The 25,210-nt window shown below is 66.3% G+C and carries 20 protein-coding genes and 1 tRNA gene; 10 read left to right on the forward strand and 11 right to left on the reverse strand.

Annotated elements, in window-relative coordinates:
* Nucleotides 1–98 precede the first annotated feature (98 nt).
* The gene (locus XAN126_RS0105565; protein ID WP_197024008.1) at nt 99–5,402 is read left to right on the forward strand and encodes an alpha-2-macroglobulin; all 5,304 of its coding nucleotides are present in this window, start codon (nt 99–101) and stop codon (nt 5,400–5,402) included.
* Nucleotides 5,399–7,495 (forward strand): penicillin-binding protein 1C, encoded by a 2,097-nt coding sequence (gene pbpC, locus XAN126_RS0105570; protein ID WP_024277616.1) that lies wholly within the window; start codon nt 5,399–5,401, stop codon nt 7,493–7,495. The genes XAN126_RS0105565 and pbpC overlap by 4 nt, the downstream gene beginning before the upstream one ends.
* 115 nt (nt 7,496–7,610) lie before the next feature.
* On the opposite strand, the gene XAN126_RS0105575 is transcribed toward pbpC, so the two are convergent.
* Nucleotides 7,611–7,817 (reverse strand): hypothetical protein, encoded by a 207-nt coding sequence (locus XAN126_RS0105575; protein ID WP_024277617.1) that lies wholly within the window; start codon nt 7,815–7,817, stop codon nt 7,611–7,613.
* Between the two features lie 256 nt (nt 7,818–8,073).
* On the opposite strand from XAN126_RS0105575, the gene XAN126_RS0105580 reads away from it, so the two are divergent.
* The 4 genes from XAN126_RS0105580 (at nt 8,074) to XAN126_RS26845 (ending at nt 10,764) form a co-directional block, all read left to right on the forward strand.
* A tRNA-Gln gene (locus XAN126_RS0105580) sits at nt 8,074–8,147 on the forward strand.
* 174 nt (nt 8,148–8,321) lie between these two features.
* A complete protein-coding gene (locus XAN126_RS0105585; RefSeq protein ID WP_024277618.1) occupies nt 8,322–9,563 on the forward strand; it encodes an integrase arm-type DNA-binding domain-containing protein in 1,242 nt (413 codons plus the stop codon).
* A gap of 126 nt (nt 9,564–9,689) precedes the next feature.
* Complete coding sequence (locus tag XAN126_RS0105590) at nt 9,690–9,920, forward strand: carbon storage regulator (protein WP_024277619.1); 231 nt, start codon at nt 9,690–9,692, stop codon at nt 9,918–9,920.
* Nucleotides 9,889–10,764 carry a tail fiber domain-containing protein gene (locus XAN126_RS26845; RefSeq protein WP_024277620.1) on the forward strand — a complete coding sequence of 292 codons (876 nt, stop codon included), beginning with the start codon at nt 9,889–9,891 and terminating at the stop codon, nt 10,762–10,764. Before XAN126_RS0105590 ends, XAN126_RS26845 begins: the two co-directional genes overlap by 32 nt.
* Nucleotides 10,765–11,564: 800 nt before the next feature.
* Here XAN126_RS26845 and XAN126_RS0105600 read toward each other — a convergent pair.
* Nucleotides 11,565–11,897 (reverse strand): hypothetical protein, encoded by a 333-nt coding sequence (locus XAN126_RS0105600; protein ID WP_024277621.1) that lies wholly within the window; start codon nt 11,895–11,897, stop codon nt 11,565–11,567.
* A gap of 204 nt (nt 11,898–12,101) precedes the next feature.
* Between XAN126_RS0105600 and XAN126_RS26850 the strand changes: the two genes are divergently transcribed.
* The 3 genes from XAN126_RS26850 (at nt 12,102) to XAN126_RS0105615 (ending at nt 13,905) form a co-directional block, all read left to right on the forward strand.
* Entirely contained in the window at nt 12,102–12,554 is a 453-nt protein-coding gene (locus XAN126_RS26850) for a helix-turn-helix domain-containing protein (protein ID WP_024277622.1), read from the forward strand.
* The gene (locus XAN126_RS0105610; protein ID WP_024277623.1) at nt 12,551–13,129 is read left to right on the forward strand and encodes a PIN domain-containing protein; all 579 of its coding nucleotides are present in this window, start codon (nt 12,551–12,553) and stop codon (nt 13,127–13,129) included. The genes XAN126_RS26850 and XAN126_RS0105610 overlap by 4 nt, the downstream gene beginning before the upstream one ends.
* A gap of 500 nt (nt 13,130–13,629) precedes the next feature.
* Nucleotides 13,630–13,905 (forward strand): hypothetical protein, encoded by a 276-nt coding sequence (locus XAN126_RS0105615; RefSeq protein ID WP_024277624.1) that lies wholly within the window; start codon nt 13,630–13,632, stop codon nt 13,903–13,905.
* Between the two features lie 463 nt (nt 13,906–14,368).
* On the opposite strand, the gene XAN126_RS0105620 is transcribed toward XAN126_RS0105615, so the two are convergent.
* From XAN126_RS0105620 to XAN126_RS0105655, 8 genes are all read right to left on the reverse strand, one after another.
* Nucleotides 14,369–16,792, reverse strand: coding sequence for a phage tail tape measure C-terminal domain-containing protein (locus XAN126_RS0105620; RefSeq protein WP_024277625.1), 2,424 nt, complete (start codon nt 16,790–16,792; stop codon nt 14,369–14,371).
* Nucleotides 16,792–17,943 carry a phage portal protein gene (locus tag XAN126_RS0105625; RefSeq protein WP_024277626.1) on the reverse strand — a complete coding sequence of 384 codons (1,152 nt, stop codon included), beginning with the start codon at nt 17,941–17,943 and terminating at the stop codon, nt 16,792–16,794. Before XAN126_RS0105625 ends, XAN126_RS0105620 begins: the two co-directional genes overlap by 1 nt.
* Entirely contained in the window at nt 17,930–18,472 is a 543-nt protein-coding gene (locus tag XAN126_RS0105630) for an HK97 family phage prohead protease (protein ID WP_024277627.1), read from the reverse strand. The genes XAN126_RS0105625 and XAN126_RS0105630 overlap by 14 nt, the downstream gene beginning before the upstream one ends.
* Before the next feature lie 6 nt (nt 18,473–18,478).
* Nucleotides 18,479–19,708 carry a phage major capsid protein gene (locus XAN126_RS0105635; RefSeq protein WP_024277628.1) on the reverse strand — a complete coding sequence of 410 codons (1,230 nt, stop codon included), beginning with the start codon at nt 19,706–19,708 and terminating at the stop codon, nt 18,479–18,481.
* A gap of 71 nt (nt 19,709–19,779) precedes the next feature.
* Nucleotides 19,780–20,202 (reverse strand): hypothetical protein, encoded by a 423-nt coding sequence (locus XAN126_RS0105640; RefSeq protein ID WP_155982224.1) that lies wholly within the window; start codon nt 20,200–20,202, stop codon nt 19,780–19,782.
* Nucleotides 20,203–20,381: 179 nt separating this feature from the next.
* Nucleotides 20,382–21,299, reverse strand: a complete 918-nt coding sequence (locus tag XAN126_RS0105645; RefSeq protein WP_024277630.1) for a plasmid partitioning protein RepB C-terminal domain-containing protein — start codon at nt 21,297–21,299, stop codon at nt 20,382–20,384.
* A complete protein-coding gene (locus XAN126_RS0105650) occupies nt 21,296–22,210 on the reverse strand; it encodes a plasmid partitioning protein RepB C-terminal domain-containing protein (protein ID WP_245272216.1) in 915 nt (304 codons plus the stop codon). Before XAN126_RS0105650 ends, XAN126_RS0105645 begins: the two co-directional genes overlap by 4 nt.
* Nucleotides 22,207–23,790 (reverse strand): recombinase family protein, encoded by a 1,584-nt coding sequence (locus XAN126_RS0105655; protein WP_245272217.1) that lies wholly within the window; start codon nt 23,788–23,790, stop codon nt 22,207–22,209. Before XAN126_RS0105655 ends, XAN126_RS0105650 begins: the two co-directional genes overlap by 4 nt.
* Nucleotides 23,791–23,872: 82 nt before the next feature.
* On the opposite strand from XAN126_RS0105655, the gene XAN126_RS26010 reads away from it, so the two are divergent.
* On the forward strand, nt 23,873–24,319 hold the full coding sequence (locus XAN126_RS26010; RefSeq protein ID WP_024277633.1) for a hypothetical protein: 447 nt from the start codon (nt 23,873–23,875) through the stop codon (nt 24,317–24,319).
* Between the two features lie 89 nt (nt 24,320–24,408).
* Here XAN126_RS26010 and pcaD read toward each other — a convergent pair whose 3' ends face one another.
* A complete protein-coding gene (pcaD, locus tag XAN126_RS0105665) occupies nt 24,409–25,206 on the reverse strand; it encodes a 3-oxoadipate enol-lactonase (protein ID WP_024277634.1) in 798 nt (265 codons plus the stop codon).
* Nucleotides 25,207–25,210 lie beyond the last annotated feature (4 nt).

Genomic DNA, 25,210 nt, shown 5'->3' on the forward strand with positions numbered 1-25,210 from the left:
GTCGAACGATCTGCGGGCAGGGGCCGCTCTGTGGAGCCATCCCGCCGCGTCGCACGCCTCGCCTCCCGCAACGGTGCTGCGCACCGAGGGAGCGGTCCATGGACCTTCGCCGTCGTCTCCTCAGCTTCCGTCCTATGGGCGCGCGCCTTGGCCTTGCCGTCGCCCTGACGGCCGGCGTGGCCCTCGGCACGCCCGCTCTGGCCCAGCAGGCACGCCCTCAGGCTCCGGCCGCCCAGCCCGCGCCCGCCCAGCCGGCCACCCCGCTGCCGCCCCGAGCGGCGAGCCAGAAGACGTTCCAGCGGCAGGATCTGATCGCCGGTGCCCGGCGCTACGAGCGGCTGCTGCGCCGCGAGGCCACCGCCCCCGCCGGACCGCTGGACAAGGCGCGGCGCGATGCCGCCCAGGCCTTCCAGCGCAACGATGCCCGCGGCGCCGCCGAGCTCTATGCCGGCCTCGCGCTGGTGCAGGCGCAGGATTCCGGCGTGTGGATGCGGCTTGCCCGCTCGCTCGCCGCCATCAAGCCCACGGACGATGAAGACGCTTCCACCTTCATCGACAATGCGCTGGCCGCTGCCTTCATCGCCTACCGCCGCGCCACGACGCGGGCGGAGGAGGGGGAGGCGCTCTCCTTCATCGGCCATGTCTATGCCGACCGGCGCCTGTGGCAGCCGGCCATCGACACCATGAAGCTGGCCCTCGACCTGCGCGACACCCCCGCCGACCGCGCCTTCTACGACAAGCTGAAGGAGGAGCACGGCTTCCGGCTGGTGGACTATTCGGTGGAATCCGATGCCGCGTCGCCCCGCGCCTGCGTGCAATTCTCCGACGACATCGCGCCGGGCACCGACTTTTCCGCCTTCGTGCAGGTGGGCGGCATGGACAAGCCCGCCATCACCGGCGAAGCGCGGCAGATCTGCGTGGAGGGCCTCAAGCACGGCTCCCGCTACACCATCGCCGTGCGGCCCGGCGTGCCCTCGGCCAATGGCGAGAAGCTGAAGAAGGCGACCGAGCTTTCCATCTATGTGCGGGACCGCCAGCCCTCCGCCCATTTCTCCGGCCGCAACTATGTGCTGCCGCGCACCGGGCAGAAGGGCATTCCCGTCACCTCGGTGAACACCCGCGAACTCAAGATCAAGGTGCTGCGCATCGGCGACCGGGGCCTCGTGCCCACCGCCATCCAGGGCGAGTTCCGCCAGGGCCTCGACGGCTATGTGCGTGCGCGTCTCGCCGAGGGCGCGGGCATCGAGGTGTTCTCCGGCACGCTGGAGGTGGACGGCGCGCTCAATGCCGATGTGGTCACCGCCATCCCCGTCGACGAGGCGGTGGGCAGGCTGGAGGCCGGCGTCTACGCCATGACCGCCGAGCCGCGCGAGACCTCGGGCGACGACGATTACGGCAGCCTCGCCACCCAGTGGTTCATCGTCTCCGACCTCGGCATGACCGCCTTGGCGGGGCCGGACGGCGTGCATGTGCTGGTGCGCGCGCTGGGCAGCGCCGAGCCGGTGGCCGGGGCGGACGTAACGCTGGTCGCCCGCTCCAACGAGGTGCTGGGCACGGCGAAGACCGACGCCAACGGCTATGCCCGCTTCGATGCCGGCCTCTCCCGCGGGCCCGCCGGCATGGGGCCGGAGGTGGTGACGGCGCGCGCGGCCAATGGCGATTACGCCTTCCTCTCCATGAAGGAGACCGCCTTCGACCTCACGGACCGGGGCGTCTCCGGCCGCGAGGCGCCGGGCGCGCTGGATGCCTTCCTCGCCACCGAGCGCGGCGTCTACCGCTCCGGCGAGACCGTGCATGTCACCGTCCTGCTGCGCGACGCGGCGGGCAATGCCGCTCCCAACGTGCCCCTCACCGTGCAACTGGTGCGGCCGGACGGCGTCGCCGACCGCCGCGTGGTGGTGCAGGACCAGGGCGCGGGCGGGCGCACGCTCGACCTGCCCATCCTCAAGGGCGCCATGACCGGCACCTGGCGGGCCAAGGCGCTCACCGACCTGAAGGCCCCGGCCATCGGCGAGGTGACGTTCCTGGTCGAGGATTACGTCCCTGATCGGGTGGAGTTCGACCTCACGGCCCGCGCCCCGCGCCTGCCGCGCGACAAGGCGGTGGAGGTGCTGGTGGATGGCCGCTTCCTGTTCGGCGCCCCCGCCTCCGGCCTCGACGTGGAGGCGGAGACCGAGCTGCGCGCCGCCGCCAACCGGCCCGGCTTTGCCGGCTATGCCTTCGGCAATGCGCAGGACGAAGTGCTGGCCGAGCGCCAGCCCACGGCCGACGCCCCCGTCACCGACGCCCGCGGTCGCGCCACCATCCGCCTCTTGGCGAGCGAGTTGCCGAAGACCGCCCGGCCGCTGGAGATGGAGGCCTTCGTGCGCCTCGTGGAGGCGGGCGGCCGCGCCGTCCAGCGCACCATTGTCCTCCCGCTCGCCCCGGCCGGCAGCCAGATCGGCGTGAAGCCGCTGTTCGCCGATCGCGTCCGCGAGGGCGAGACGGCGAATTTCGACGTGGTGGTGGCCGGCGTGGACGACAAGCTGCTCGCCTCGCCCGGCCTCACATGGAAGCTCTCGCGCATCGAGACGCGCTACCAGTGGTACCGCGTGAGCGGCTCGTGGGACTACGAGCCGGTGAAGACCGTCACCCGCGTCGGCGAGGGCACCATCGCCACCACCGCCGAGGGGCCGGCCCGCCTCTCCGTGCCCACCCAGTACGGTCGCTACCGCCTCGACCTTTCCGGCGACGGCCTGCCGCTGACCTCCCTTACCTTCGAGGCCGGCTTCGGCGGCGACGGCAATGCCGACACGCCGGACCGCCTGGAACTCACCCTCGACAAGCCCGCCTACGCCGCCGGCGACACGCTGGAAGCGACCGTCACCGCCCGCACCGCCGGCACCGCCACGGTGATGGTGGTGAATGACGGCGTGCGCGCCTCCAAGGTGCTGCAGGTGCAGCCGGGCGCCGCCAAGGTCAGCTTCAAGGTGGATGGGAATTGGGGGCCGGGGGCCTATGTGGTCGCCTTCCTCCACCGCCCGCTGGATGTTCAGGCGAGCCGCATGCCCGGCCGCGCCATGGGCCTCTCCTGGTTCTCGGTGGACAAGGAGGCGCGCACTCTGAAGGTGGAGCTGTCCCCGCCCGCCGACATGCGCCCCAACACCACCCTCGCCATTCCGGTGAAGGTGTCGAACCTGCCGGCCGGCGAGAAGGCCTATGTGACGGTGGCGGCGGTGGATGTGGGCATCCTCAACCTCACCGGCTACAAGCCGCCCGCGCCGGACGCCGTGGTGTTCGGCCAGCGCCGGCTCGCCGCGGACATCCGCGATTTCTACGGCGCGCTCATCGACGGCATGCAGGGCGCCGCCGGCCGGCTGCGCTCCGGCGGCGACGGCGGCGAGACGGCGATGATGGCGAGCCCGCCGCAGGGCCCGCCCGTGGCGCTGTTCTCCGGCCTCGTGGAGGTGGGGGCGGACGGCACCGCCACCGTCTCCTTCCCCGTGCCCGCCTTCGACGGCACGCTCAGGGTGATGGCCATCGCCTGGAGCCAGAACCGGCTCGGCCACGCTTCGGCCGATGTGGTGGTGCGCGACAAGGTGGTGATGCTCGCTACCCTGCCGCGCTTCCTCGCTTCTGGCGACCGCTCCAGCTTCAACCTGGACCTGACCAATGTGGAAGGCCCGGCGGGGGACTACCGGCTGGAGGTGACCGCCACCGGCGCCGCTGCCGTCACTGGGCAGGTGCCGCCCATCACGCTGGCCCAGAAGCAGCGCCAGTCCGTGCGGCTGGCGCTGGAGGGCCGGGGCGTCGGCCCCGCCACCCTCACGGCGCGGCTGACGGGGCAGGGCATCGACATCACCCGCAGCTTCCAGATGCAGGTGCGCCCGGCCTATCCCGACATCGAGCGGCGCACGGTGCGCAACCTCGCCCCCGGCGAGAGCATCAGCGTGTCGCGCGATCTCCTCGCCGACCTGCTGCCGGGCACCGGCAGCGTGGCGGTGAGCGTGTCGCCCTCCAGCGCCATCGACGTGCCGGCGCTGCTGGCGGCCCTCGACCGCTACCCCTATGGCTGCACCGAGCAGGTGACGAGCCGCGCCCTGCCGCTGCTCTCCTACAACGACCTCTCCGTCCTCGTGGGCCGGGCGAAAGACCCGGAGGCCGATCAGCGCATCCGCGACGCCATCGTCCGCGTGTTCTCGCGGCAGGGCTCGGACGGCTCGTTCGGCCTGTGGTCGGCGGGCGGCAGCGACACCTGGCTCGACGCCTATGTGGTGGATTTCCTCACCCGCGCGAAGGAGAAGGGCTTCACCGTTCCCGATCAGGCCTTCTCGCTGGCTCTGGACCGGCTGCGCAACACGGTGAACCTTGCGGGGGCCGACATGCGCTCCGCCAGCGAGGGGCTCGCCTATGCCCTCTACGTGCTGGCCCGCAACGGCCGCGCGCCCTTGGGCGACCTGCGCTACATCGCCGACACGCGGCTGAAGGATCTCTCTTCGCCGCTGGCCCGCGGGCAGGTGGGCGCGGCCCTCGCGCTGCTCGGGGACCGCACCCGCGCGGAACGGGCCTTCAACGTGGCGCTGGAGGGCATCCCCGCCAGTGCCACCGCGCCGGAGATCGGCCGTTCCGATTTCGGCTCGGTGCTGCGCGATGCCGCCGCCTTGACCGTGCTCGTCCGCGAGGCGGGGCTGGACAAGGTGGCCGCCGTGGCGCTCGCCCGCGTGGATGCGGCGCGGGTGCGCACGGAGCGCACCTCCACGCAGGAAAATGCGTGGATGCTGCTGGCGGCCCGCACGCTCGCCGCCAGCGCCGCCAACATGACGCTGGAGGTGGATGGCGGCCTCGTGCGCGGCCCGTTCGGCAGCAAGCTCTCGCGCACCGATCTCGATCGCGGCCCGCTCACCGTGCGCAACGTGGGTACCGAGGCGGTGAAGGTGGTCGTGGGCGTCAACGGCGCGCCGGTCGCTCCCGAGCCCGCCATCTCCAAGGGCTTCACGCTGGACCGCAAGTATTTCACCCTCGACGGCAAGCCGGCGGACCCCACCAAGGCGGTGCAGAACCAGCGCTTCGCCGTGGTGCTCACCTTCTCCGAGGAGAAGAGCGCGCTCGCCGACGTGCTGCTGGTGGACTTCCTGCCGGCGGGCTTCGAGATCGAGAACCCCAACTTGATCAAGGGCGGCGACGGCGGCTTCACCTGGCTCGACGAGACCAGCGAGGCCGGCCATGTGGAGTTCCGCGACGACCGCTTCGTCGCCTCGGTGACGCGACAGGAGGGCGATGAGCCCTTCGTGGTCGCCTACACGGTGCGGGCGGTTTCGCCCGGCCGCTATGCCCATCCGCCGGCCATGGTGGAAGACATGTATCGCCCCGACCGCTTCGCCCGCACGGCGGCCGGCAGCATGGAGGTCGCGCCCGCGCGATGAGCGAGCTGCCCGCGCCCCTCCCGCCTCCTGCCCCGCCTTCCGCTTTCTCGCGCCGCTGGCGCTGGGTGGCGGGCGCGGCGGGGCTCGGCCTCGTGCTGGCGCTCTCGGCCGGCGTGGCGGGGCTTGCGGTGATCCGCGCCGACGCCCCGCCGCCGCCCGAGCCCAAGGTCTCGGCCGAGGTGGTGGACAAGGAGGGCCGCCTGCTGCGCCCCTTCGCCTTGCCGGACGGGCGCTGGCGGCTGGCAGCGTCGGCAACGGACGTGGACCCGCGCCTCGTCGCCATGATCCTCGCCTATGAGGACCGGCGCTTCCGCGACCATATGGGCATCGATGCCATTGCCCTGCTGCGCGCGGCGGGGCAGGCGGCCGGGTCCATGCGGGTCGTCTCCGGCGGATCGACCCTGACCATGCAGGTGGCGCGCCTCACCCTGCCGCCCCGCGCCCGCACGATGGGCGCCAAGCTCGCCCAGATGCGCCGCGCGCTGGAGCTGGAGGCGCGGCTCTCCAAGGACGAGATCCTCTCGCTCTATCTCACCCTCGCGCCCTATGGCGGCAACATCGAGGGGGTGCGCGCGGCCTCCCTCACCTATCTCGGCAAGGAGCCGCGCCGGCTCACTCTGGGCGAGGCGGCGCTTCTGGTGGCGCTGCCGCAATCGCCCGAGACGCGGCGGCCGGACCGTTATCCCGCCCGCGCCAAGGCGGCCCGCGACCGCGTGCTGGACCGCCTCGCCGCGCAGGGGATCATCGCGCCGGACGAGGTGCGCGTCGCCAAGGCAGAGGCCGTGCCCACGGCGCGCCGGCCTTTGCCGCAGATCGCGCCCCATCTTTCCGAAGAGATGGCGGCCGAGCGGCCGGACCTTCCCCGCCACCTCACCACGCTGGATGCCCCCCTGCAGGAGCGGTTGGAGGAGCTGGTGCGCGAGCGCACCCGTACGCTGGGGCGCGGGCTCTCCGCCGCCATCGTGGTGATGGACAATGACAGTGCCGAGGTGCGCGCCTATGTGGCCGCCGCCGACTATTTCGACAAGGATCGCGCCGGCGCCGTGGACCTCGCCCGCGCCGTACGCTCGCCGGGCTCCACGCTGAAGCCCTTCATCTATGCGCTCGCCTTCGAGGACGGTATCGCCCATCCCGAGACATTGATCGAGGACCGGCCCGCCCGCTTCGGCGCGTGGCGGCCGGAGAATTTCGACCGCACCTTTCAGGGCACCCTCTCCGTGCGCAAGGCGCTGCAGATGTCGCTGAACGTGCCGGCGGTGCGGCTTCTGGAGGCGGTGGGGCCGCAAAGGCTCGCGAGCCGCATGCAGCAGGCGGGCGGGCGGCTGGAGCTGCCCCCCGGTGCGGCGCCGGCCTTGCCCATGGGGCTCGGCGGCGTGGGCATCCGCCTCATCGACCTTACCACCCTCTATGCCGCGCTGGCGCGGGGCGGGGAGGCCCATGCCCCCGTCTTCCGTCGCGGCGATGGGGCGGTGGCGGCGCCGCGCAAGGCTCGGCTCGTGGACGAGGTGGCCGCCTGGTATGTGGGCCAGTGCCTGCTCGGAACGCCTGCGCCGGAGAATGCCCTGGGCGGTCGCATCGCCTTCAAGACCGGCACCTCCTACGGCTATCGCGACAGCTGGGCGGTGGGCTTCGATGGCCGGCGCACGGTGGGCGTCTGGGTCGGCCGGCCGGATGGGCAGGCGGTGCCCGACCTCACCGGCCGCGCGGCGGCGGCGCCCTTGCTGTTCGATGCCTTCGCCCGCATCGTGCGTACCCCCGCGAGCCTCGCCGCCGCCCCGCGCGGGGCGGTGATGGCCGGCAACGCGCGGCTGCCCCCGCCCCAGCGCCATTTCGGCCGGGCGCGTCAGGAGCAGGCGCTGGAGGTGGTCTATCCCCCCGACGGCGCGCGCGTCGCCGCCGAGGGGGCGGAGACGCTGGCGCTGAAGGTGGACGGCGGCACCTTTCCTCTGACACTGCTCATGGACGGCCGCCCGGTGGCGCGGGTGGAGGATCGCCGCACTTTGTTCTGGACCCCGCCCGGCCGCGGCTTCGCCCGCCTCACGGTCATCGATGCGGATGGCCGCAGCGACAGTGTGACGGTGAAGGTGGAGTGAGCAAAAGAAAACCCGCTGCCTTGCGGCAGCGGGTGGAGGGCACTGGGAGGAAACGCGGAAGACAGAAACATCATCCGGCCGCCGCGAAACCGCGCGGCCGGGCCTTCAGGAATTCTCAGAAGCCGCGGGCAACGGCCTGGGTGATGCGCTGACGGTCGAGGCCCATCTCGGCGAGCTCGCTGTTGGAGCGGCGCGAGAGGTACTCATAGCGCTCCGACATGGCGCGGGCTTCGGCAACGGCGTCGAGGAAGTCGCACACCGCATTGCCGATGCGACCGAAGAAGCCGGTTTCGCGGGGAGCATGTGCAGTGATCGTGACCATTTTCGCCTCCATTTGATGAAGGCAAGATAGGCCATTCGCGTGCGATGCAATATAGCGGATTGTGCATGGCACCATTGCGTATGTCGTATACCACAGGTCCTGCCGGTCGCATGGGTGTCGTCCCACCCCGGACAGGCCCGACAGAAACGGCCTGTGAATGGCGCGAAACGGGAGTTGAACCCGGCGATCGAATTGCGTATAGAGCCCACCTGCCTCGGCAGACCCACCCGCCCCGCTCCTGCGGCCCGCCGGGTGTTGGGGGATAGTTCAACGGTAGAACCGCGGACTCTGACTCCGTTAATCCTGGTTCGAATCCAGGTCCCCCAGCCATATTGATCCCCACCGACAACCAATTCCGATCAAATTCAGCCACCGAAGCGTTGAGACTGCTCGCTTCGTGGTGCCACGCTCGATCACCGTCGTCCATTTTGGGCTGCTGGTAGCCGCGCATTTTGATGGTACTGTTGATGGTCCCCAAAAAGACCATCAGGGCGGGTACCATCAATGCCGCTGACCGACACCCAAGTCAGGAATGCCAAGGGAAAAGAGAAGCCCTACAAGCTCGGCGATGGTGGCTGGCTGTTCCTGCTGGTGAATCCGGATGGCCATCGCTACTGGCGGATGTCCTACCGCTTTGCGAGAAAACAGAAGACGCTCTCGCTTGGCGTGTACCCGGCTGTCACGCTCGCTGAGGCGCGGAAGCGGCGCGACGAAATCAAGGAGCAACTCGCGAACGGCACGGACCCTAGCGAGGCGCGGCGAGCGACCAAGGCCGCCGTAGCTCTGGGCACCGATCGGACATTCGAGGTGATCGCCAGGGAGTGGCATACCCTGAAGTCCTCAGCCTGGGTGGCCTCCTACTCCAAGCTCCTCCTCAGCCGGCTGGAAGCTGACGTGTTTCCCGCAATCGGGCGCCGACCTATCGCGGATATCGAGCCGCCCGAAATTCTCGCCGCGATCCGAAAGGTGGAGGCGCGCGGTGCCCTCGATCTCGCCGGGCGCGAGATGCAGGCAGTCGGCGCGGTGTTCCGCTATGCGGTTGCGACAGGCCGGGCGACGCGTGATCCAACGCAAGACCTTCGCGGCGCCCTGAAGCCTGCTGGCCGGCAGCAGCACCATCGCGCGATGCCGCGCGAGGAGTTGCCGGATTTCCTTCGCGCGGTAGCCGCATATGACGGCGATCCGCGAACGGCGTTGGCCTTGAAGCTGATGCTGCTGACTTTCGTCCGGACAAGCGAGCTACGGGCTGCCCGATGGGCGGAATTTGAAGGCCTCAACGGTGAGGAGGGCGTGGAACCGCTTTGGCGTATTCCGCCCGACCGCATGAAGATGCGCTTCGAACATCTCGTTCCGCTCTCGCGTCAGGCTGTGGCCGTGCTCAAGGAGCTTCGGCCGCTGTCCGGCGTCAGTCCGTACCTGTTCCCCTCTCCGTCCAAGGAGGGGGTGATGTCGAACAACACGATGCTGTACGCCCTCTACCGCCTGGGCTGGCATGGCCGGGCCACGGTGCATGGCTTTCGTGGCATGGCCTCAACATGGTTCAACGAAGCTGGGTATGACCGCGACTGGGTAGAGCGCCAGCTATCCCACGACGAGCGGAACAAAATTCGAGGCGCTTACAACAGTGCGCAGTACCTTGCAGGGCGACGCCAGATGATGGGCGATTGGGCGGACTACATCGATCGCGTTGCGGCTGGGAAGCCTGCGGCTGGCAAAGCCACTCCTGCTGTACCTGTGGAAAACTGAATATATTTGGAGCGAATAATGCGCTCATATTCGCTCACATAAGAGGGAGTTCGATCAATCTTGTTCAAATAGGTACATATTCGATAGTTTGACCTTCGCCCCCGATAGCATTCTGATCGGCGGGCCATGCTCATGACCAACCTTTACCTTGGTGACAGCATCGTCGTTGGAGACGTGACGATCGTGCTTGTCGGCCGCACCTCGGGTGGGGCCGGGCAACATGCACGCATCGGCATCACCGCGCCCAAGGACATGAAGATCGAGCACCGTGCCGGTCGCGGCTCCGGCGCACGGGCCTCCTTCTCCCTTGCTGATGGAGCGCAAGATGCGCCGCGACGCGCCTTCCCTCAGCGCTGAGCCTGTCCCCTTCGATTGGCTGACCTTCGGCAGGCGCGCTCGCGCGTTTGAGCGGTTCACGGACCCTGCCGGTGCAGCCATGGGCGTCAATCCGAACTCGGGCCGATGGGCCGGGGCGGATCGTGCGGCAGACACCGCCACTGCGCTCGGGGCGGCGGGTGCGGAGAACAAGGCGAGGGGCGATCTCCGCCTTCAGGGCATGGGGCTGCGGGCGAGCGCCATCGGAATGGGCAACGGGCTGGCAGGACAGGCGAGCGGGGCTCTCGCGACTGGTGCGCAGATTGGCAATTCGGCCGCCGGCAACCTCACGGCAGCGAACAACGCCAACATCAACACGGCCGGCATCATGCAGTCCGGCACCAAGACGGCGATGGACGGCTTCACCGGGCAGGCCAACGTCCTCAGCGGTCTGTACAATTCTCAGCTCAGCGGCTGGAAAGCGCAGAATGAGGCGGCCTCGCAGTCGAACAGCGACCTCATGGGCGCCATCGGCACGGGCGCGGGCCTGATCTTCTCCGACGAGGATGCGAAGGAGAACAAGGAGCCGGCTACGGGCTCGCTGAAGGCGATGCGCTCGATGCCCGTGCAGGAGTGGGACTACAAGCCCGGCATGGGCGACGGCGGGCGCCACGTCGGCACCTATGCGCAGGACTTCAAGGCTGCGACCGGAAAGGGCGATGGGCGCTCCATCCCGGTCATCGACGCGATCGGCGTGACCATGGGGGCGGTCAAGGAGCTGGACGCGAAGGTGGAGAAGCTGGCCAAGGGGTTGCCAGCGTATGATCGGAAGGACGGGGAGCAAGTGGGGCGCGGCGCTCGCGGCATCCGAAGGGGTGCGACATAGGGGCTGCCGCGAGAAATGATGGCGCGATCGTTGACACCCTGATCTCCAACGCCCGAAGCGACGGCAGCGAAGGACGGTAGCGGCGATCGGAGGCTCACGCAAGGACTGGCATCCCGGCTGGATAATACTGTCACCTTGAGGCGGCCGCTGTTCGCCGGTACCGTTCTCGATGGACCCTCCGCAGGCTGGATCGAAGTATCGTCACCCGCTGACGCTGCCTCCCCAGGTATCCCGGAGCGGTTCGGCGCCGGCTCTGGCCCATAACGGTGGTGTGATCGGTTCGGCTCGTTCGGGCCATCCCCAAGTGACCAGCCAGGGTCGGCGTCTTCGGATTTCGGTAAGTTCTCGATATTGGCCTCTGTCGGCTTCTCACAGATAGTTATCGCCCGGCGCGCGCGGAGTGCCGTCCTTGATCCCCGATCAGATCCCGGACATTCGATCGACGGGACAGAAGCCTGGTTTTCCTTTGTGAACCTTCGACTTGGGCCTTGCCGCCGGAACAACTGCAGCCCCTTATCGCCCTCCCTCAAGCCAAGCTTTCGTTGCCACCACGCCGATAAGTTGTATTCTCTCTGCGCGGAGCGCGAGGGCCGCGGAGGATCAGGTTGGACTTTTCGGTCGCGGCGCCATCGCGCAACACACCAACCGCCGCCAGTACGGTTGTTCTGCAACAGGATCGTTGGGACGACTTCGGGTACAAGACCCAGTATCAACTCTACTACTTTGGGTCAGATGGTGCCACGTTGATCGGCAACATTAAAATTCTACGGAAAGATCAGAAAACTTCGCACCAAAGCGAGCTACCTGTCGGTCCGCTTGCGCCGTTGGCCGAGGAGTTTTGTTCGCTCGGTCAGTCCCTTGATTATTATGAACGGCTGGCCGAACTGCCGAGGGAGGTTCGGGACTAGATCCTTAAATTCTTTCGCGATGCGCTGGTCCACCCGGCTCAGGCCTCGCGGTGGTAGGGATAGGGGCAGAACGTTGCGGCGGCCATCGGCGTCGGTGACGACTTCGGGCGCGGCCTGGGAAGGGCGCTGAACCCCCTGACGCTCCTGATCAAGCAACTGCAAGGCAGCGCCATCAAGCCCGTCGAAATCGTGCCCGAGGAGCTGCCGGCCCTCGTCGGAAGGCATTGACCTCCGAAGCCGCTCATACCGCCAGCTTGTAGGGCGGTTCCAAGTCGGCTGGGTTGTTCAATCCAGCCGAATGCGGTCCATCGGAGCGGCGAGGAACCGAGAACCGTTTGTTTCGGTTGTTACGGATATTTCACTTGATGGGCGATGGCCCATTCCCCTATAAAGGGACCAAGATGGATGCGAACGGAGGAGGGGAGAACGATGGCCGAAGCCTGCATTGCTGACCTCACCCGCCGGCTTCCGACGCGCGAGGAAATAGACAGCGCTGCTGAGGCGGCGACTGCACTGGCTCACGCCCGCGAGGGCGATGGGCGGCTCGTCATGCTAGGCCCCGAGGGGGAGGAGCTTAGGATTGCACCGGCAATCGGCGATCTGCTGGTGGACCTGCTAGGCCACGTCGCGCGTGGGGACATGGTGACACTGGTTCCGACCGGGGCTCTGCTCACCACCCAACAGGCGGCGGACATCCTCAACGTCTCTCGCCCATTCCTCAGCAGCTTGCTCAAAAGCGGTGAGATACCGTTCATCCCGATCGGCTCGCATCGGCGCGTCATGCACGCGGACCTGATGGCGTACAAGGCTCGTCGTGATGCAGCTCGGAACGCCGCGCTCGATGAGCTGGCACGCCTTGGCCAGGAGTTTGACGCCGGGTGAAGCGCATCGCCGACCGCTTCGTTGTGGTGCTGGATGCGAACGTCCTGTTTCCGTTCAGGAAGCGGGACGTGCTCCTGCGCTTCTGCGAAGCGGGCCTGTTTCGTGCGCGGTGGAGCCCGCAGATACTCGATGAATGGACCCGGAGCCTTGTCGCTCTGAAGCCGGAGTTTGCCGCTAGCATCCAAGCCCAGCTTGCCGCGATGCATGCCGCGTTCCCTGAAGCGCTCGTGACGGGCCATGAGCCGTTGACCGCAGCTCTGGAGCTTCCCGATCCCGATGATCGCCACGTGCTGGCTGCGGCTATCCGCTGCGGTGCCCAGCACATTGTGACCGACAATCTCTCCGACTTTCCTGCAGCTGCTCTGGATGGCTTCGCGATCGAGGCGATCGACGCAGATGAGTTTTTGGCGCGAACCTTCGACCTTTACCCTACCGAAGCCCTCGCCACCCTGAACCTGATTCGCGAGGGATACCGGAAGCCGCCATTCACGCCATCGGAGTTCGTGATGGACCTGATGGCCAAGGGACTGCCCAAGCTCGCCTCTCGGATTGCGCCGTTGCGATCGCTGATGTGATGCACGGGTGCCCATGACAGAATGTCGCACGGCGCAGTGCGGACGGAGGTGCGAGTGTCACTTGTCCATTTTCGTCCACGGACGCGCATGGTCGAACACGGCGCGTTTTGATGGTAAGTTTGATGGTATTGGAAAATTTCGAAATGAGCTAATTATCTGATATTTAAGGTAAAATTTGACCTGATATCACTCCAGGTCCCCCAGCCAAAAATCTAATTAAAACTCAAAGTGTTGAGCGCTTACATTTCAAGCCAAGCCTCCGAATGCCCTTCGTGTAAGCGCTATGTAAGCGTAGCTGGCGGAACGCGCCCTTGTGCCGACGAAACTCGTTCGCACGGAGTGGCGGATGTTGTTGGCTGGGGCAGGGAGGAACGCATCAGCTCGCTGCTGGTTGAACTCTCATGCATGCTCTCTTAAGAGGGTGGCGCTAATTTTGCCTACAGCTAAGATTGTGTGGCAAAGGAGGAGCCGATGTTCGCCGTGAGACGCGGGATTGTCCGATGACGATTTTTGCGATTATGGCGCGCGAGGCGAACCCGTCGCTTCAGCAGGCTATCGATACTGTCTACAAGGACAAAAATTATCGCATAGCCGATCGGACGTGGTTGGTGTCGGATACGGCGACCGCAAAGCAGGTCACCGAGAAACTGGGTGTCAAGAAGGGCGGCATTACTGGGGTTGTCGTGATGCCCACCACCAATTCTTATTACGGCGTTGCTGCGACTGCAGTTTGGGATTGGCTGCGCGCTTCGATCGAGGCATCCAGTGATGGCTAGGCGTCCTGCTCCCCCCTCTCAACCAAGCAGATCAGAGGATGTGACACCTCGGGACTATCCCCAGACGACTCCGCCTCCGTACTCTGCGCACGGACATGACTTTACTTTACAGTGTATTGTGGAGATTCAGCGTACTGTCGGTGAGATGAATGCAAAACTCGATAGAGTTGTGCAAGATGTTCAATCTCACGGAACAAAAATATCAGGTATATCGGAAAAAATAACTTTCTTTCTTGGTGGGGCTGCTGTTGTCGGGGCTCTTGTTGGCGGTGGGATAGCGCTTCTATTCAAGTTGCCTTGGGATCGTTTGGTCGCTCCAAGTCCCACTCCTCCCGCAGTTGTGGCATCTCCACCCCCGGTTTTGCCGCCGACGGCCCTCCCTCAACGCCTCGGTGATAGGGCGGCTTTGTCGTGCCTTACATTTCCCGCCAGCGGGGAAAGGCGGGCATAGAAGATCGTCACGTCAGACCCCCCTCACCCTTGCGGCTCGTGCCTCTCGGACGACGTTCACCACATCCCCGCGCGTCTCCCTCCACCATGCCTTGATCGTGGCCAGCGAAAGCTGCTGGATCTGTTCCGCGGTCAAGTTGGCTCCCTTCGCGTCGATCTGGAAGACGGGAGACAATGAAGCCGTGATGCTGCCCAATGCGGACGCGCGCCGTCCGCCGTTGAAGGTGTGCCGCGGATCATCCCGGCGCAGCACCTCCTCCTCGAGCTCCAGCACCGCCGGCCGCTCGCGCGGGCCCAAGCCCATGATGCCGCCGGTGTGGAAGCGGGGCGCATCGAGAAAGGCCGATACGGGCACGTCGCGGACAAAGGTGGGATTGCGCCCAACGATGCCACCGGAGTGGAAGCCGAAGGTGGGCACCGCCATGGGGCCGGCGCCGCCGGTGACGTAGGAGAGGGAGCCGCCACTGGTGGTGCCACCGAAACCGAGCATCCCCATCAGGCCCATCGCCGACTGCTGAAAGGCGAGCCGGGCGAGGTCGGCAATCATGCTGTCCACCAGGTCGGAGAAATTGCCCTTGCCCGTCTTCACGAAGTCGACGAAGGCGTTCTCCATGCTGGAGAACATGGAGGTTGTGAACTCCGCCGTCTGTTTCGACAGGCTGCCGACGCGCTTCTGGTAGTCCAGCGTCGCCAGCGAGACGCCGGCGAGCGCGTCATTCGACCGCTCTAGGCTCTTCCGGTACTCCTCTATGCGTGAGTTGCTCAGCGTCTCCGCCGCCTTCGCCGAGGCTCTGGCAAAGGTATCCTGACTGATGGCGCCCTTCACGAGGAGGGTATTCAGGTCGCCGATTTGCTCCGCATATTTCTCCGCTGCGGTGCGGGTATCGTCCCACACCCTTTGTGCGTCGCGGGCGAGTTCGTCGGAGGCCTGCTTGGCATCGCGCTCCGCCTCGCGGGCACGCTTCTCGGCCTCCTTGGCGGCCTGCTCTCGGTCGTACTTGTTGCCGGCGAGGAGATATACCTCCGAACGCTGGTCCAGCGTGGCGCCTGCCCCGAGCTCGCGCATGGCCTTGTCGATCGCCTTCGCCCGGTCATTGCCAACGACCGCTAGATCCTCCTTGAGGCGGGCAATCACCTTCGCCGCGTTCTCGGCATCCTTCTGCAGCTTGTCGAGGCCGATCCTGCTGAAGTCGGTAACGTCAGCGGTGCCAGAAAGCGCGCGAAGGGCCGAATCGAGCTGCGTCATGCCGGTCGCCGCCTTTAGGCCGCTGTCCATCATGCCGAGGAGCTTGGCCGCCGCCTCGGTGAGCGCGGGGTTCCCGAGGGCGACGGTCGCCACGCCATTCTCCAGCACGCGCCAGGCGGCCGGATCCTTGGCGCTCACCTGAAACCGCTGGATCTCCGCCGTGAAGGCGGCGAACTCCGAACGTGCGCCCGCGAACACGTCGCGCCCGATGGGGTCGTTCGGCAGGAGCGAGAAATTCGCCGCACTCCGCATGAAGCTGTTGGTGAGGGTGTCCAACTGCTTCTGCAGGTCGGCAAGCCCCTGCATCGCCTTGACCGTGGTCGCCGCCTTGGACGCGCTTTCCCATCGGGTCGCCGCGCCGGTGGCCTCCTCATAGGAGCCCGTCACCAGCTTGATGAGGCGATCATGCTCCTTGAGCTGGTCCTCCAGCGATTTCGAGGAGCCGACCAAGGCGTCATAGGCATAGGTGCCGCCGACATACAGGGCGGTGAATCCGGCGAGGACCGCCGTCGTCGGGTTGACGAGGGAGAGGAGTGCCTGCCCAACGCCCCCAATGATCGTTTTCAGCCCGCGATCGCCCATGAGGCCGCTGATCTGGGATCCCTGCTGCAACATCACCGTGAAGGGCGACTGCCCGCCGGCGAGGGACACGGCGATGTCCTGCAACTGGGCGGAGAGGTTCGTCACCTCATAGCTCGCCAGCTTGGACATGGAGCCGACGGACCCGACCGCGCGGCCAAGGCCGGTGTAGGCGATCAGTTGCTGATCGAGAATTGGCGCCTGCGAGGCGTACCGCTTGTTGAGCTCTTCGATCGTCGGCACCAGCGAGACAAAGCCTTGCTTGGCGAGAACCGCGGCGTCGGCGGTGAGCCCATACTTCCGATACACGCCCTCCAGCATCACCGCGGCCCGATCGAGGCCCATGCCGGCGTCCACGGCGCGCCCGACGTTGCGAACGACCTGTTCGAACCTCGCGGCGCTGGAATAGCCCTCGATCAGCTGCCGGCTGAGCTTTGCCGTGGCGTCGCCGGCGGACTGGGTCGCCGCGTCCATCTGGGCAAGGGCGGCTCCCATGGCCCGGGACGATGTAATTCCGCGCTGGTCGGCCGCCACCTTGTCCGCCATGCCGCGGGTGTAGCTGCTGGCATCCATCTCGGCGGACACGCGGAGGCTGGAGAGCGAGACGACCATTATTTGGGTCCCCCTTGCTGCTGCCGCGGATTCCAACCCTCGATTTGCCGGACTTCATCGGGATCGAGCACCTTGGTCTCGATCGCAATTTTGTGGGCATTCCAGCGGGTTTCCGGATCCCCGCGGAGGAAGCCGGAGAGGTCGAGTTCCAGTTCATAGGGCCCGCCGGCCGGGAACACGGAACGGGCGAACTCCGCCTCGATCTTCCGAGCCCATGGCGCGAGGCCGAAGGTGGCGAACCACAAGCCGGCCTGCGCCGCATTCGTGAAGGTGTTGTTTTCGTAGGCCTGCACGATCGGCGGCGGCACCTGGAACAGGCGGCATAGCTCGATCACGCTGAATTTGCGGGTTTCGAGGAGCTCGGCGTCGTCCGGCGAGACCTGCGACGGATACCACTTCGCGTCGCGGTCCAAGAGCAGCGGCTTGCCGCCGTTGGCAGCGCCGAAGTGGTTTGCGTCAAGGAACGACTTGAGCCGCTTGTACTGGTCGCCCTTCAGTTCTCCCGCGACCGAATAGGCGCCGCTCGGGAAGGCGCCATTCTGCAGGAAATTCGTCGCAAGCTGGTTCGCCGCCCGGACGCCGGCCACCGTGTCCGCCGCGCGGGAGAGGCGCGAGCGGCCGATTTTGCCGTCATCCGTTCGGTCCCTGAGGTGCAGCACCTCGCCCTCAAGGTGCCTGCGGGTGTTTCCGCGCCCGTCCGACACGTCGTAGGCCAGGCGGCCGCTGGACAGTTCGGCGACCGAAACGAATCCCCACGGGATGTAGCGGAAGCCGGAGAGCTGACCGTTGCCGGCCCGTTCGACCACGGCGAGGCCGTTGCCGGTGAGGAGGGTGGACGCCACCAGGTGCTCGACGAAATCGGGCCACGTCTGTTGCGCGTTGACACCGCCGCGGACCAGCTTGTTCAGCGGGTGGGCGGGCACCTCGGTGCGCGTGCCCTCGCCATCGCGGCGATATACCAGCGCGGGCACATAGGCGAGCGCGGTGGCAATCGCGTTGACGCAGGCGAGGACAGCGGAGAGGTTTTCTGCCGCCCGAGCTGACATGCCGGCGTGGGCGCCAATTCCCGGCGCGAGCGCGTCCCAGCTGGGATCACGAAGGGAGCGCTTCTCATAGCCGGCCCAACCGGCGACGCGATCAAAGAGGCCCATCAAATCCCCTCCAGCCGGCGAGGATCAGCGCGCGGCGGCGGCGCGCCCGGTCGGTTGCATCGCGGCTGCGGAGGGCAATCTCTGTGCCCTCATAGGCGGGCCATGCCTGCACCACCGAGATTTCGGCCAAATCCACCGAGCGCAGGGTTCGATGCGTGCCTCGCCAGGTGTCGCCCCCTTTCGGCACCTGGAAGCCGAAACTCATGCCGCCGAGGTCGCCCCGCTCTGCCAAGGTGAGCACATCCCGCCCGGCCTGCGTGTCGGGGATATCGAGGGAGAAGGAGAGGCCGCGAGCATCCTCGGCGAGGCGGAGCGTGCCGCTCTTGGTCCGCCCCAGCACCTTCCCGGTGTCGTGATCGAGGAGGGCCAGGATATCGCCCCCCAACGCGCGGAAGGCGCCCGGGGCGATGGTCTCGATGAAGCCGCCAACGCGGGCCTCGGTATTGAAAACCGCGGCGTAACCCTCAAGGCGGCGTCCGGCGGCGCGGACTTCGGTGAAGGCGCGCCGCTCGATGTTCGCGCGGTCCATGGTGCGTCAGGCCGACGGCATGGCGACGAAGGAAACGCCTGCCAAGTCTTCGACGCTGCAGAAGGCTTTGGGGTGCCGAAGCGCCACATCAACCGTCGCCATCGCCCGGATCGAAATATTGCCCTTGGAATAGGCCGCGCTCTCATACGGATTCACGAGAATATCGATCTCGGACCAGATGCCGATCAACATCTCGGACCAGTCGGCGACAATTAGGCCGTGCTCGTTGCCGGCGCCGAGGTTGGTAGGCACGAGGTTGGAAAAAGTCACCGGCAGGGAATGGAAAATCGCGGGGATGTCGATGGGCTGGCCGATACCATCGCGCGCCAGATTCGCCGCTTTGCGGACGCCGCCAGTCGTCAGAACGGCTCGGTTCTGGCCGACGTTCTCCGCATCGAGCTTTGCGATGGCGTCCGCCACGGCAGTGAAAAGAGATTCCGGAGACGCCGAGGTCTGGATCCCGGAGGTGGAAAGAACCCCATGAGGCTCATTGGCCCCGCCACCCTTGATCGCCGCGCGGTCGATGGCGAGGGCGAGATTCCGCGCCAGCATCTGACGGAGCAGCGCCTCCACATCGGGGGAAGCCTGCAGCAGCATGTTGCGGGAGAACTCGCTCAATGCGCCGGCGTGCTTCGGGGCGAGCGTCACGCTGTCGAAGTCAGCATCGTCGGCGGTGAGCGCGGAATTCTCGGCCACCCAGCCGACGGCCGGACTGTCGGTCTCCCGAGGGATGCTGAGGTTGCCGACAAGACTATTGAGCACCCGGGCGCCGAGGCCGCGCACCACTGAGGCGGCGGTGAGGGCGCTGATGTATTGGTCGGGCCGGTGGTCGGTGGGCACCAGTTCGGAGCCGGTGCTGGTGGTGAGCACGCGGGTCTCGAACACTTCGGTGGGAAGAAAGACGCCCTGGGCCGGACGGCCGGAGCGCTTCGCCAGTTCCGCCTGCATTTCCCGCTCGAAACCCCAATCAACGCCGATGCCGGCGGCGCCGGCAAGCGCGCGGGTGACGCGGAACTTGCTGCGAATTTCCGTCTCCAACTTCGGATCGCCGTTGATGGGGCGGCCGGGCTCGGCGCGGTCGGCAGCGTCGATCTTCTTCGCGCGCTCGATCTTCGTATCGAGGTCACGGAGCTCGAGCTCAGCGGCGGTAAAGGCGGCATCGTCGTCTTTGCCGTGCGCTTCATTCATGCGGGCGACGACCGCCGCCCGCTTCTCAATGAGGTCATTGGTCGTCATGGATAAGGGTCCTTCAAGGGCTGGGCGCGCCATCTCGGCGGGCCACCACCGGCTAGGCCGGCGATCTGGGGTTAGGGTGAGAAGGAACCGGCGCCCTCCGCGGCGCCAAGGCGGGCGAGTGCATCGGCGACGACGCGCCCGACCGCGATCCACAGGAAGTGCGGCGAGGCCTCGATCACGCTTTGCAGGTCGTCCGCTTCCGCCGCGGGAAAGACGAGCCGCGCTGCGACTTCAGTCCCGCCGGGCGCGAGAATTTCGACGGTGAGGAGCATTCCGTTCAGCGCGGCGATGATCGCATCGGGGGGAGTGTGTTTGTAGCCCGCCAGGCGCTCCAGGATGCCGTCGACATGAGCTTCGACGGTCGCGTGGGCGGTCGAGACCTGGATCCCGTAACGAACGAGGGTCCCGATCACCGCGAGCCGGGCCACGTCCACCAGTGAAAAGCGCCGCCATGCACCATCGGCGCGCTCGCCGTCGCTGTGAAGTGAAGGCAAGACACGCCCCCTCCAACACGCCGGACGAACCGGCATTCGGCCGGTGAAAGCTCAACCGGCCTTGTGGGCTCCGAACGGGTTCGCCGCCATTCCCACCACCACGCTCGATCCGCCCCGCAGTGCGGCGTCTCCTGCGGTCCCCGCGCTTATCGGGTCCGGGTCCCCATCACGTCGATCGCCTATGCTGTCTCAGCAGGAAGGGTCGACGTCATTTCGGCGATTGCCTGGAACTCTGTCAGGAACTCGGGGCGCGCCTGTGCCAGGTAGCGAACGACCCGCCCGTTCCTGAGCAACTTTGCCAGATAGCCTTTGACGACCGTAAGCTGCAGATGTTCCTCGCCATAGGAGTCCTGGATGGAGGTGATCGCTTCGTGGAGGCGCGCGAGTTCCCGTTCCATCCGCGCCATGGCCTCGGTCGTGATCCCTTTTATCTGCTTGGGTTTCTTCGGATCGAGGAGCTGTGACTGCGGCGTGCTCGCAAGAATGGCCGACGCATAAGCGGACGAGTAGTTGTTGGCATTGACGAGAAGTTCAGCGGCCTCGATCTGGCGTATCGCCTTGAGCTTGCGCAAGGTGTCGAAGACGACCATCGGGCACGGCTTGTCCTTCAGGAGCGCGGAAGCTTCCTCGCAGATGCCATCGAGCATGCGGGCTTTACGCTGCACGGACTGCGCCTTCACATTTAGCGCCTTTGCGATCTTTTCCCCCGGCACCCCGCGCTCGATGGCACGCAGAATCATCTTGTGTTCTTGCACCGGGGACAGCCTGCTGATCCGCTTGTTGTAGGTAAACGCTTCGTCGTCGGTCGAGACAAGGCATTCAACCTCGTTGAAACCGAGGTCTTTCAGGATTTCGATCCTGAGATGGCCGTCGAGGAGCAGGAACACTCCGGGCTGTTTCGGGTCTCGGGCCACAACAGGGGGCTCGACCAATCCCACCTCGCGGATAGAGGCCGTGATCTGAAGGTATTTCTGGCTGGCCTTGACGGTCTTGCGCTGCGCGTGGACGGGCAGGATCGCGTTGATGGGGAGCCGAACGCAGTCGTCCTCGCACGCAAAGAGGACTTGCTGAGGGCGCGAGCGTTGTTCACGTTTCATCCGGCAACCCTCGCGTGCAGGCGTTGCTCGAGCCAGCCCGGCATGGTGTCCAAGCCTTCGGCGCGCAGCAGGGTTAGAAAATGCGCGTCCTGGTGCAACGTGCGGAACGCCTCGATCAGAAAAAGGAGGTGGCCCTGCGTGATCTCTGCTTTCTTGATCATCATTTTCTGGCGTTCGGCTTGCTGCAGATAAGCCCGGACCAGGGCGTCGCTGGTGAGCGGTCGCGCGCTTTGTTTGCGCGGACCGAACGGATTTTCGTCAATGCGGCGCCCCTGCTGCTTCCGCCGCTGTAGCAGACGACGCACCGCCGCGAGCTTTTTTCCCCGCAGTTTCTTCTCGGTATACGCATCCGTCAGGGCCCGCTGGGCGCCCTCATCGTCGGTGCGCGCGATCTGGACGGCGAGGTAGAGCGGCATCATTCCCGACTCGACCGCGGACACGAGCCGCTCCTCTCCGCGTTCCAACAAGCCGGCGATCATGTTGACGTATTCGGGGGTGACTCCGATTTTCTCGCTGATCTGGCGATCGTTGTAGCCGCGCTGGCGCAGTGCCCCGATATCCCTCATGAGGTCGATGGCCCGATGCTGCCGGCGGGCGCAGTTCTCAACCAGACTCATGACGAGACAGTCCTGCTCGTCCGCATCGATCACAATGGCAGGGATGTAGCTCTGTTTGAGCTCGGTGAAGGCTTCAAGCCGGCCCTGGCCGCAGACGAGGTCGTATTGCGCCGGATCGGTGTTGGGGCGTCGGCTCACGGTGATGGGTCGCTTCAGCCCGACGTGCGCGATGCTCTCAACGATCTCCTCGAAGTTGCGCCTGTTGCGGGCGCGTGGGTTCAAGACCCGGATGCGGTCCGTAGGAATGAGCGTGACCTGCTTGTGAGCGGCGGCGTTGAGTTCCTCCGGCATCATGCCGCCTCCGAGAATTTGGCTCGACCCGCAAGCGCGTAGAAAAAGTCGAGTGTGCCAAAGCGGTAGGCATCGAGAGACAGCCCGTTTTCGCGGCCGAGGCGCAGGCGCGGCAAGGACATGTCGATGCTGGGCAGCAGATAGTAGTCGAGCGGGACCGCGTTCGCCTCGTTCATACGGACCGCGATCGTGATGTCCGGCATAAGTCCGGTGTCGAGGCGGATACGCCAGCGCAGTGTCCCGCTCGGCATCTCCTGACACCGTGCGAGGACAACGGATGTCGTGAATTCACCATTGATGGTCAGCAGGTCGCTATTGCCGTCCTGGACGACCGTCCCGCCTGTGCTCGCGACACCGGCGATGATGTCGGAGACGATTTGCGGGTGCATACGGCGCAGGGCACGATTGGTTTCGATGTAGCGATAGTCCCGGTCCGGTTGGTAACCGATCAAGGCATACGCGCGCAGCAGGCTCCCGAAGCGTTGGCGATAGGCGCTCGACGACGGCATCTCTTCGCGTTCGTCGATGACCAGTCCCGAAAGCGCCCCCTCCTCGCCGAGCAGCGTGCGCAGCAAGGCCAGCAGCTCCTCATCCGAATAGTGGCGGCTACGTGCGTCGACGATGGCCCGAGCCCGTTCGAAGAGAGCCCGTTCGACGATGGATGGGTAGGCGCCTTCCGCGCGGATCCACATCTCGCGAGGGTTCACGACGCGGTGCTGCTTCAGCTTGAATGACACCTTGTTGAAGACATTGTTGCCAATGTACTTCTCGTTGGTGAGAACCTGATGCACCGCGGCACGTGTCCATCGGCGCCCGAGATCGGTAGCCAGGCCCTCGACATTCAACTGATCGGCGATATCCCGCTCGAGGCGCCCTTCCTCGACGAACATCCGGTACATGCGGCGAACGACGTCGATCTCTTCGGGCGGCCCCAGAGCCAGGACCACCCGGTCCGTCTGAAGGCTCTTGCGATCGCCGCGCCCGAGATCGCCCTTGGTATTTCCATGCTCGTCGATCAGCACGCGCCGCAAGCCGTACCCTGGCGCGCCACCTTGGCGAAACCCGAGCTCGACGAGGCGGCACTGGCCGGCGAAGACCTTGACCGACAGATCGCGGCTGTATTCGCCGGCCATGACCCGCTTCACGGTCTTCAGCAGATTGGAGCCGATACTCCCGTCGTTGTCGAATTGCTCGGCGCAATAGTGCACGCGGATTCCGGCGCGCGAGCAGACATGCTCATGGTAGGCGCCTTCGTCCGCATCCTGGAACCGACCCCAGCGGCTCACATCGTAGACGAGGATGGATGTGAAATCCGCATGGCGCGAATTGACGTCGGCCATCAGGCGCTGGAGCGCCTCCCTCCCGTCGAGGCGCAAGCCGCTGCGACCGGAATCCTCGTAGACGCGCAATATCTTCAGGCCACGATCGGTCGCGTATTTGCGGATGACGTCGAGCTGGTTGGCGGTGGAATATTTTTGATGGTCCGTTGACATCCGGACATAGGCGACGGCGGCAAACTGCCTGGAGGCGTCATCCGGTCCCGAAGACCTATTGTCCGTGTGTCGCCCCTTCACCGTTCGCACCCCGCGACAGTCCTGGCGCAACGTCCCCGCCGCAACGCCTCCGGTTCAAGCTTCCCTGATTTTTAAGGCCAGGGAGGGCGGAATGTCGTTTCCGAAAAGGGGCAAGTTCTTTCCGGATGGGAATGGGGGTAGCGTTGGATTGCCGGGCGAGCGGATCTTCGCCAGCGAAGTGGCGGCCGCTCTGCACCGGGCGCTCGGCCCGACCCATGCCGGTATCAAGACCGTTGCCGCATGGACCGGTGCGAATGAGAGAACGGTGAAGAACTGGTTTGCGGGGCGTTACGGCCCCAGCGGAGACCACCTCGCAGCCCTCGTTCAGCATTCCGATGAGGTGCTGATTGCCTTCCTGGCGCTGGCTGGCCGTCAGGAGCTTATGGTGGCGATCAAGCTGGCCGCGGCCGAACAGGCGGTCATGGAAGTGCTGATCGCTCTGCGGGCCCTGGCGCAGGATCGCGAGGATAGGCACATGGACTCGGCCGACACCCCTGCTCCTGCAGGCGGACTACCAAACATTCCGCACACTTTCTAGTGTCCGGTATGCCAGCAGATAGAGGGAAGCCTATGAAGATCGGTGCCCGGGATGCCTTTGAGAACAGGTACATGGCTCGCGCCGCCGTCTCACCCCGCCAGATGCGCGATCAGCAGCCGGGAGAGCGCTTCCGGCTGTTCCACGCAGGGGATGTGCGAGGCATCGGCGATCACCTCCAGCCGCGCGCCGGGGATGGCCGCCCTCATGGCCTCGGCGGAGGCCGGGGAGGTGGCGGGGTCCTTGTCGCCCACCACGACCAGCGTCGGTGCGGAGATGCTGCCGGCGGAGGCGGTGAGGTCGGCGTCGCGGACGGCCATGGCGCAGCCGACGTAGCCCTCCAAAGTGGTGCGGGCCACCATGTTGACGTAGCCGCGGACGATGTGGGGCACGCGTTCGCGGAAGCCATCGGTGAACCAGCGGGCCATTACGCCGGGGGCGATGGCGGCGAGGCCGTCGCGGCGGATGCCGGCGAGGCGCTCGTTCCATACCGAGGCGGGGCCGATCTGCATGGCGGTGTCGCACAGAACGAGCCGATCCACCCGCGTCGGCGCATGGGCCGCCAGATGCTGGGCCACCATGCCGCCGATGGAGAGGCCGCAGACATGCGCCTTCTCGATGCCCAGCCCATCGAGCAGCCCCAGCGCATCCCCGGCCAGGGCGGCGATGGAATAGCCGGTGTTCTCGTCGGGCAGTGGTGCGGAGTCGGAGAGGCCGTGGCCGCGCATGTCGTAGCGCAGCACGCGAAAGCGGGCAGTGAGCGCCGGCATCACCGCGTCCCACACGAGGAAATTGGTGCCGAGCGAATTGGCGAGCAGCAGGACCGGCGCGCCCTCCGCCCCTTCGAGCGCGTAGTGGGTGGTGCGGCCGTCGACGGCGATAAAGGGCATCCGG

This window comes from Xanthobacter sp. 126, assembly GCF_000526175.1.
Lineage (GTDB): Bacteria > Pseudomonadota > Alphaproteobacteria > Rhizobiales > Xanthobacteraceae > Xanthobacter > Xanthobacter aminoxidans.

Coding starts and splice junctions, on each gene's coding strand:
- XAN126_RS0105575 (WP_024277617.1), bottom strand. CDS start 7,817: ATGGTCACGATCACTGCACATGCTCCCCGCGAAACCGGCTTCTTCGGT.
- XAN126_RS0105635 (WP_024277628.1), bottom strand. CDS start 19,708: ATGACGACCAATGACCTCATTGAGAAGCGGGCGGCGGTCGTCGCCCGC.
- XAN126_RS0105590 (WP_024277619.1), top strand. CDS start 9,690: ATGCTCATGACCAACCTTTACCTTGGTGACAGCATCGTCGTTGGAGAC.
- XAN126_RS26845 (WP_024277620.1), top strand. CDS start 9,889: ATGCGCCGCGACGCGCCTTCCCTCAGCGCTGAGCCTGTCCCCTTCGAT.
- XAN126_RS0105615 (WP_024277624.1), top strand. CDS start 13,630: ATGACGATTTTTGCGATTATGGCGCGCGAGGCGAACCCGTCGCTTCAG.
- XAN126_RS26850 (WP_024277622.1), top strand. CDS start 12,102: ATGGCCGAAGCCTGCATTGCTGACCTCACCCGCCGGCTTCCGACGCGC.
- XAN126_RS0105630 (WP_024277627.1), bottom strand. CDS start 18,472: ATGGACCGCGCGAACATCGAGCGGCGCGCCTTCACCGAAGTCCGCGCC.
- XAN126_RS0105600 (WP_024277621.1), bottom strand. CDS start 11,897: ATGCCTTCCGACGAGGGCCGGCAGCTCCTCGGGCACGATTTCGACGGG.
- XAN126_RS0105565 (WP_197024008.1), top strand. CDS start 99: ATGGACCTTCGCCGTCGTCTCCTCAGCTTCCGTCCTATGGGCGCGCGC.
- XAN126_RS0105625 (WP_024277626.1), bottom strand. CDS start 17,943: ATGGGCCTCTTTGATCGCGTCGCCGGTTGGGCCGGCTATGAGAAGCGC.
- XAN126_RS0105645 (WP_024277630.1), bottom strand. CDS start 21,299: ATGAAACGTGAACAACGCTCGCGCCCTCAGCAAGTCCTCTTTGCGTGC.
- pbpC (WP_024277616.1), top strand. CDS start 5,399: ATGAGCGAGCTGCCCGCGCCCCTCCCGCCTCCTGCCCCGCCTTCCGCT.
- pcaD (WP_024277634.1), bottom strand. CDS start 25,206: ATGCCCTTTATCGCCGTCGACGGCCGCACCACCCACTACGCGCTCGAA.
- XAN126_RS0105650 (WP_245272216.1), bottom strand. CDS start 22,210: ATGATGCCGGAGGAACTCAACGCCGCCGCTCACAAGCAGGTCACGCTC.
- XAN126_RS0105585 (WP_024277618.1), top strand. CDS start 8,322: ATGCCGCTGACCGACACCCAAGTCAGGAATGCCAAGGGAAAAGAGAAG.
- XAN126_RS26010 (WP_024277633.1), top strand. CDS start 23,873: ATGTCGTTTCCGAAAAGGGGCAAGTTCTTTCCGGATGGGAATGGGGGT.
- XAN126_RS0105620 (WP_024277625.1), bottom strand. CDS start 16,792: ATGGTCGTCTCGCTCTCCAGCCTCCGCGTGTCCGCCGAGATGGATGCC.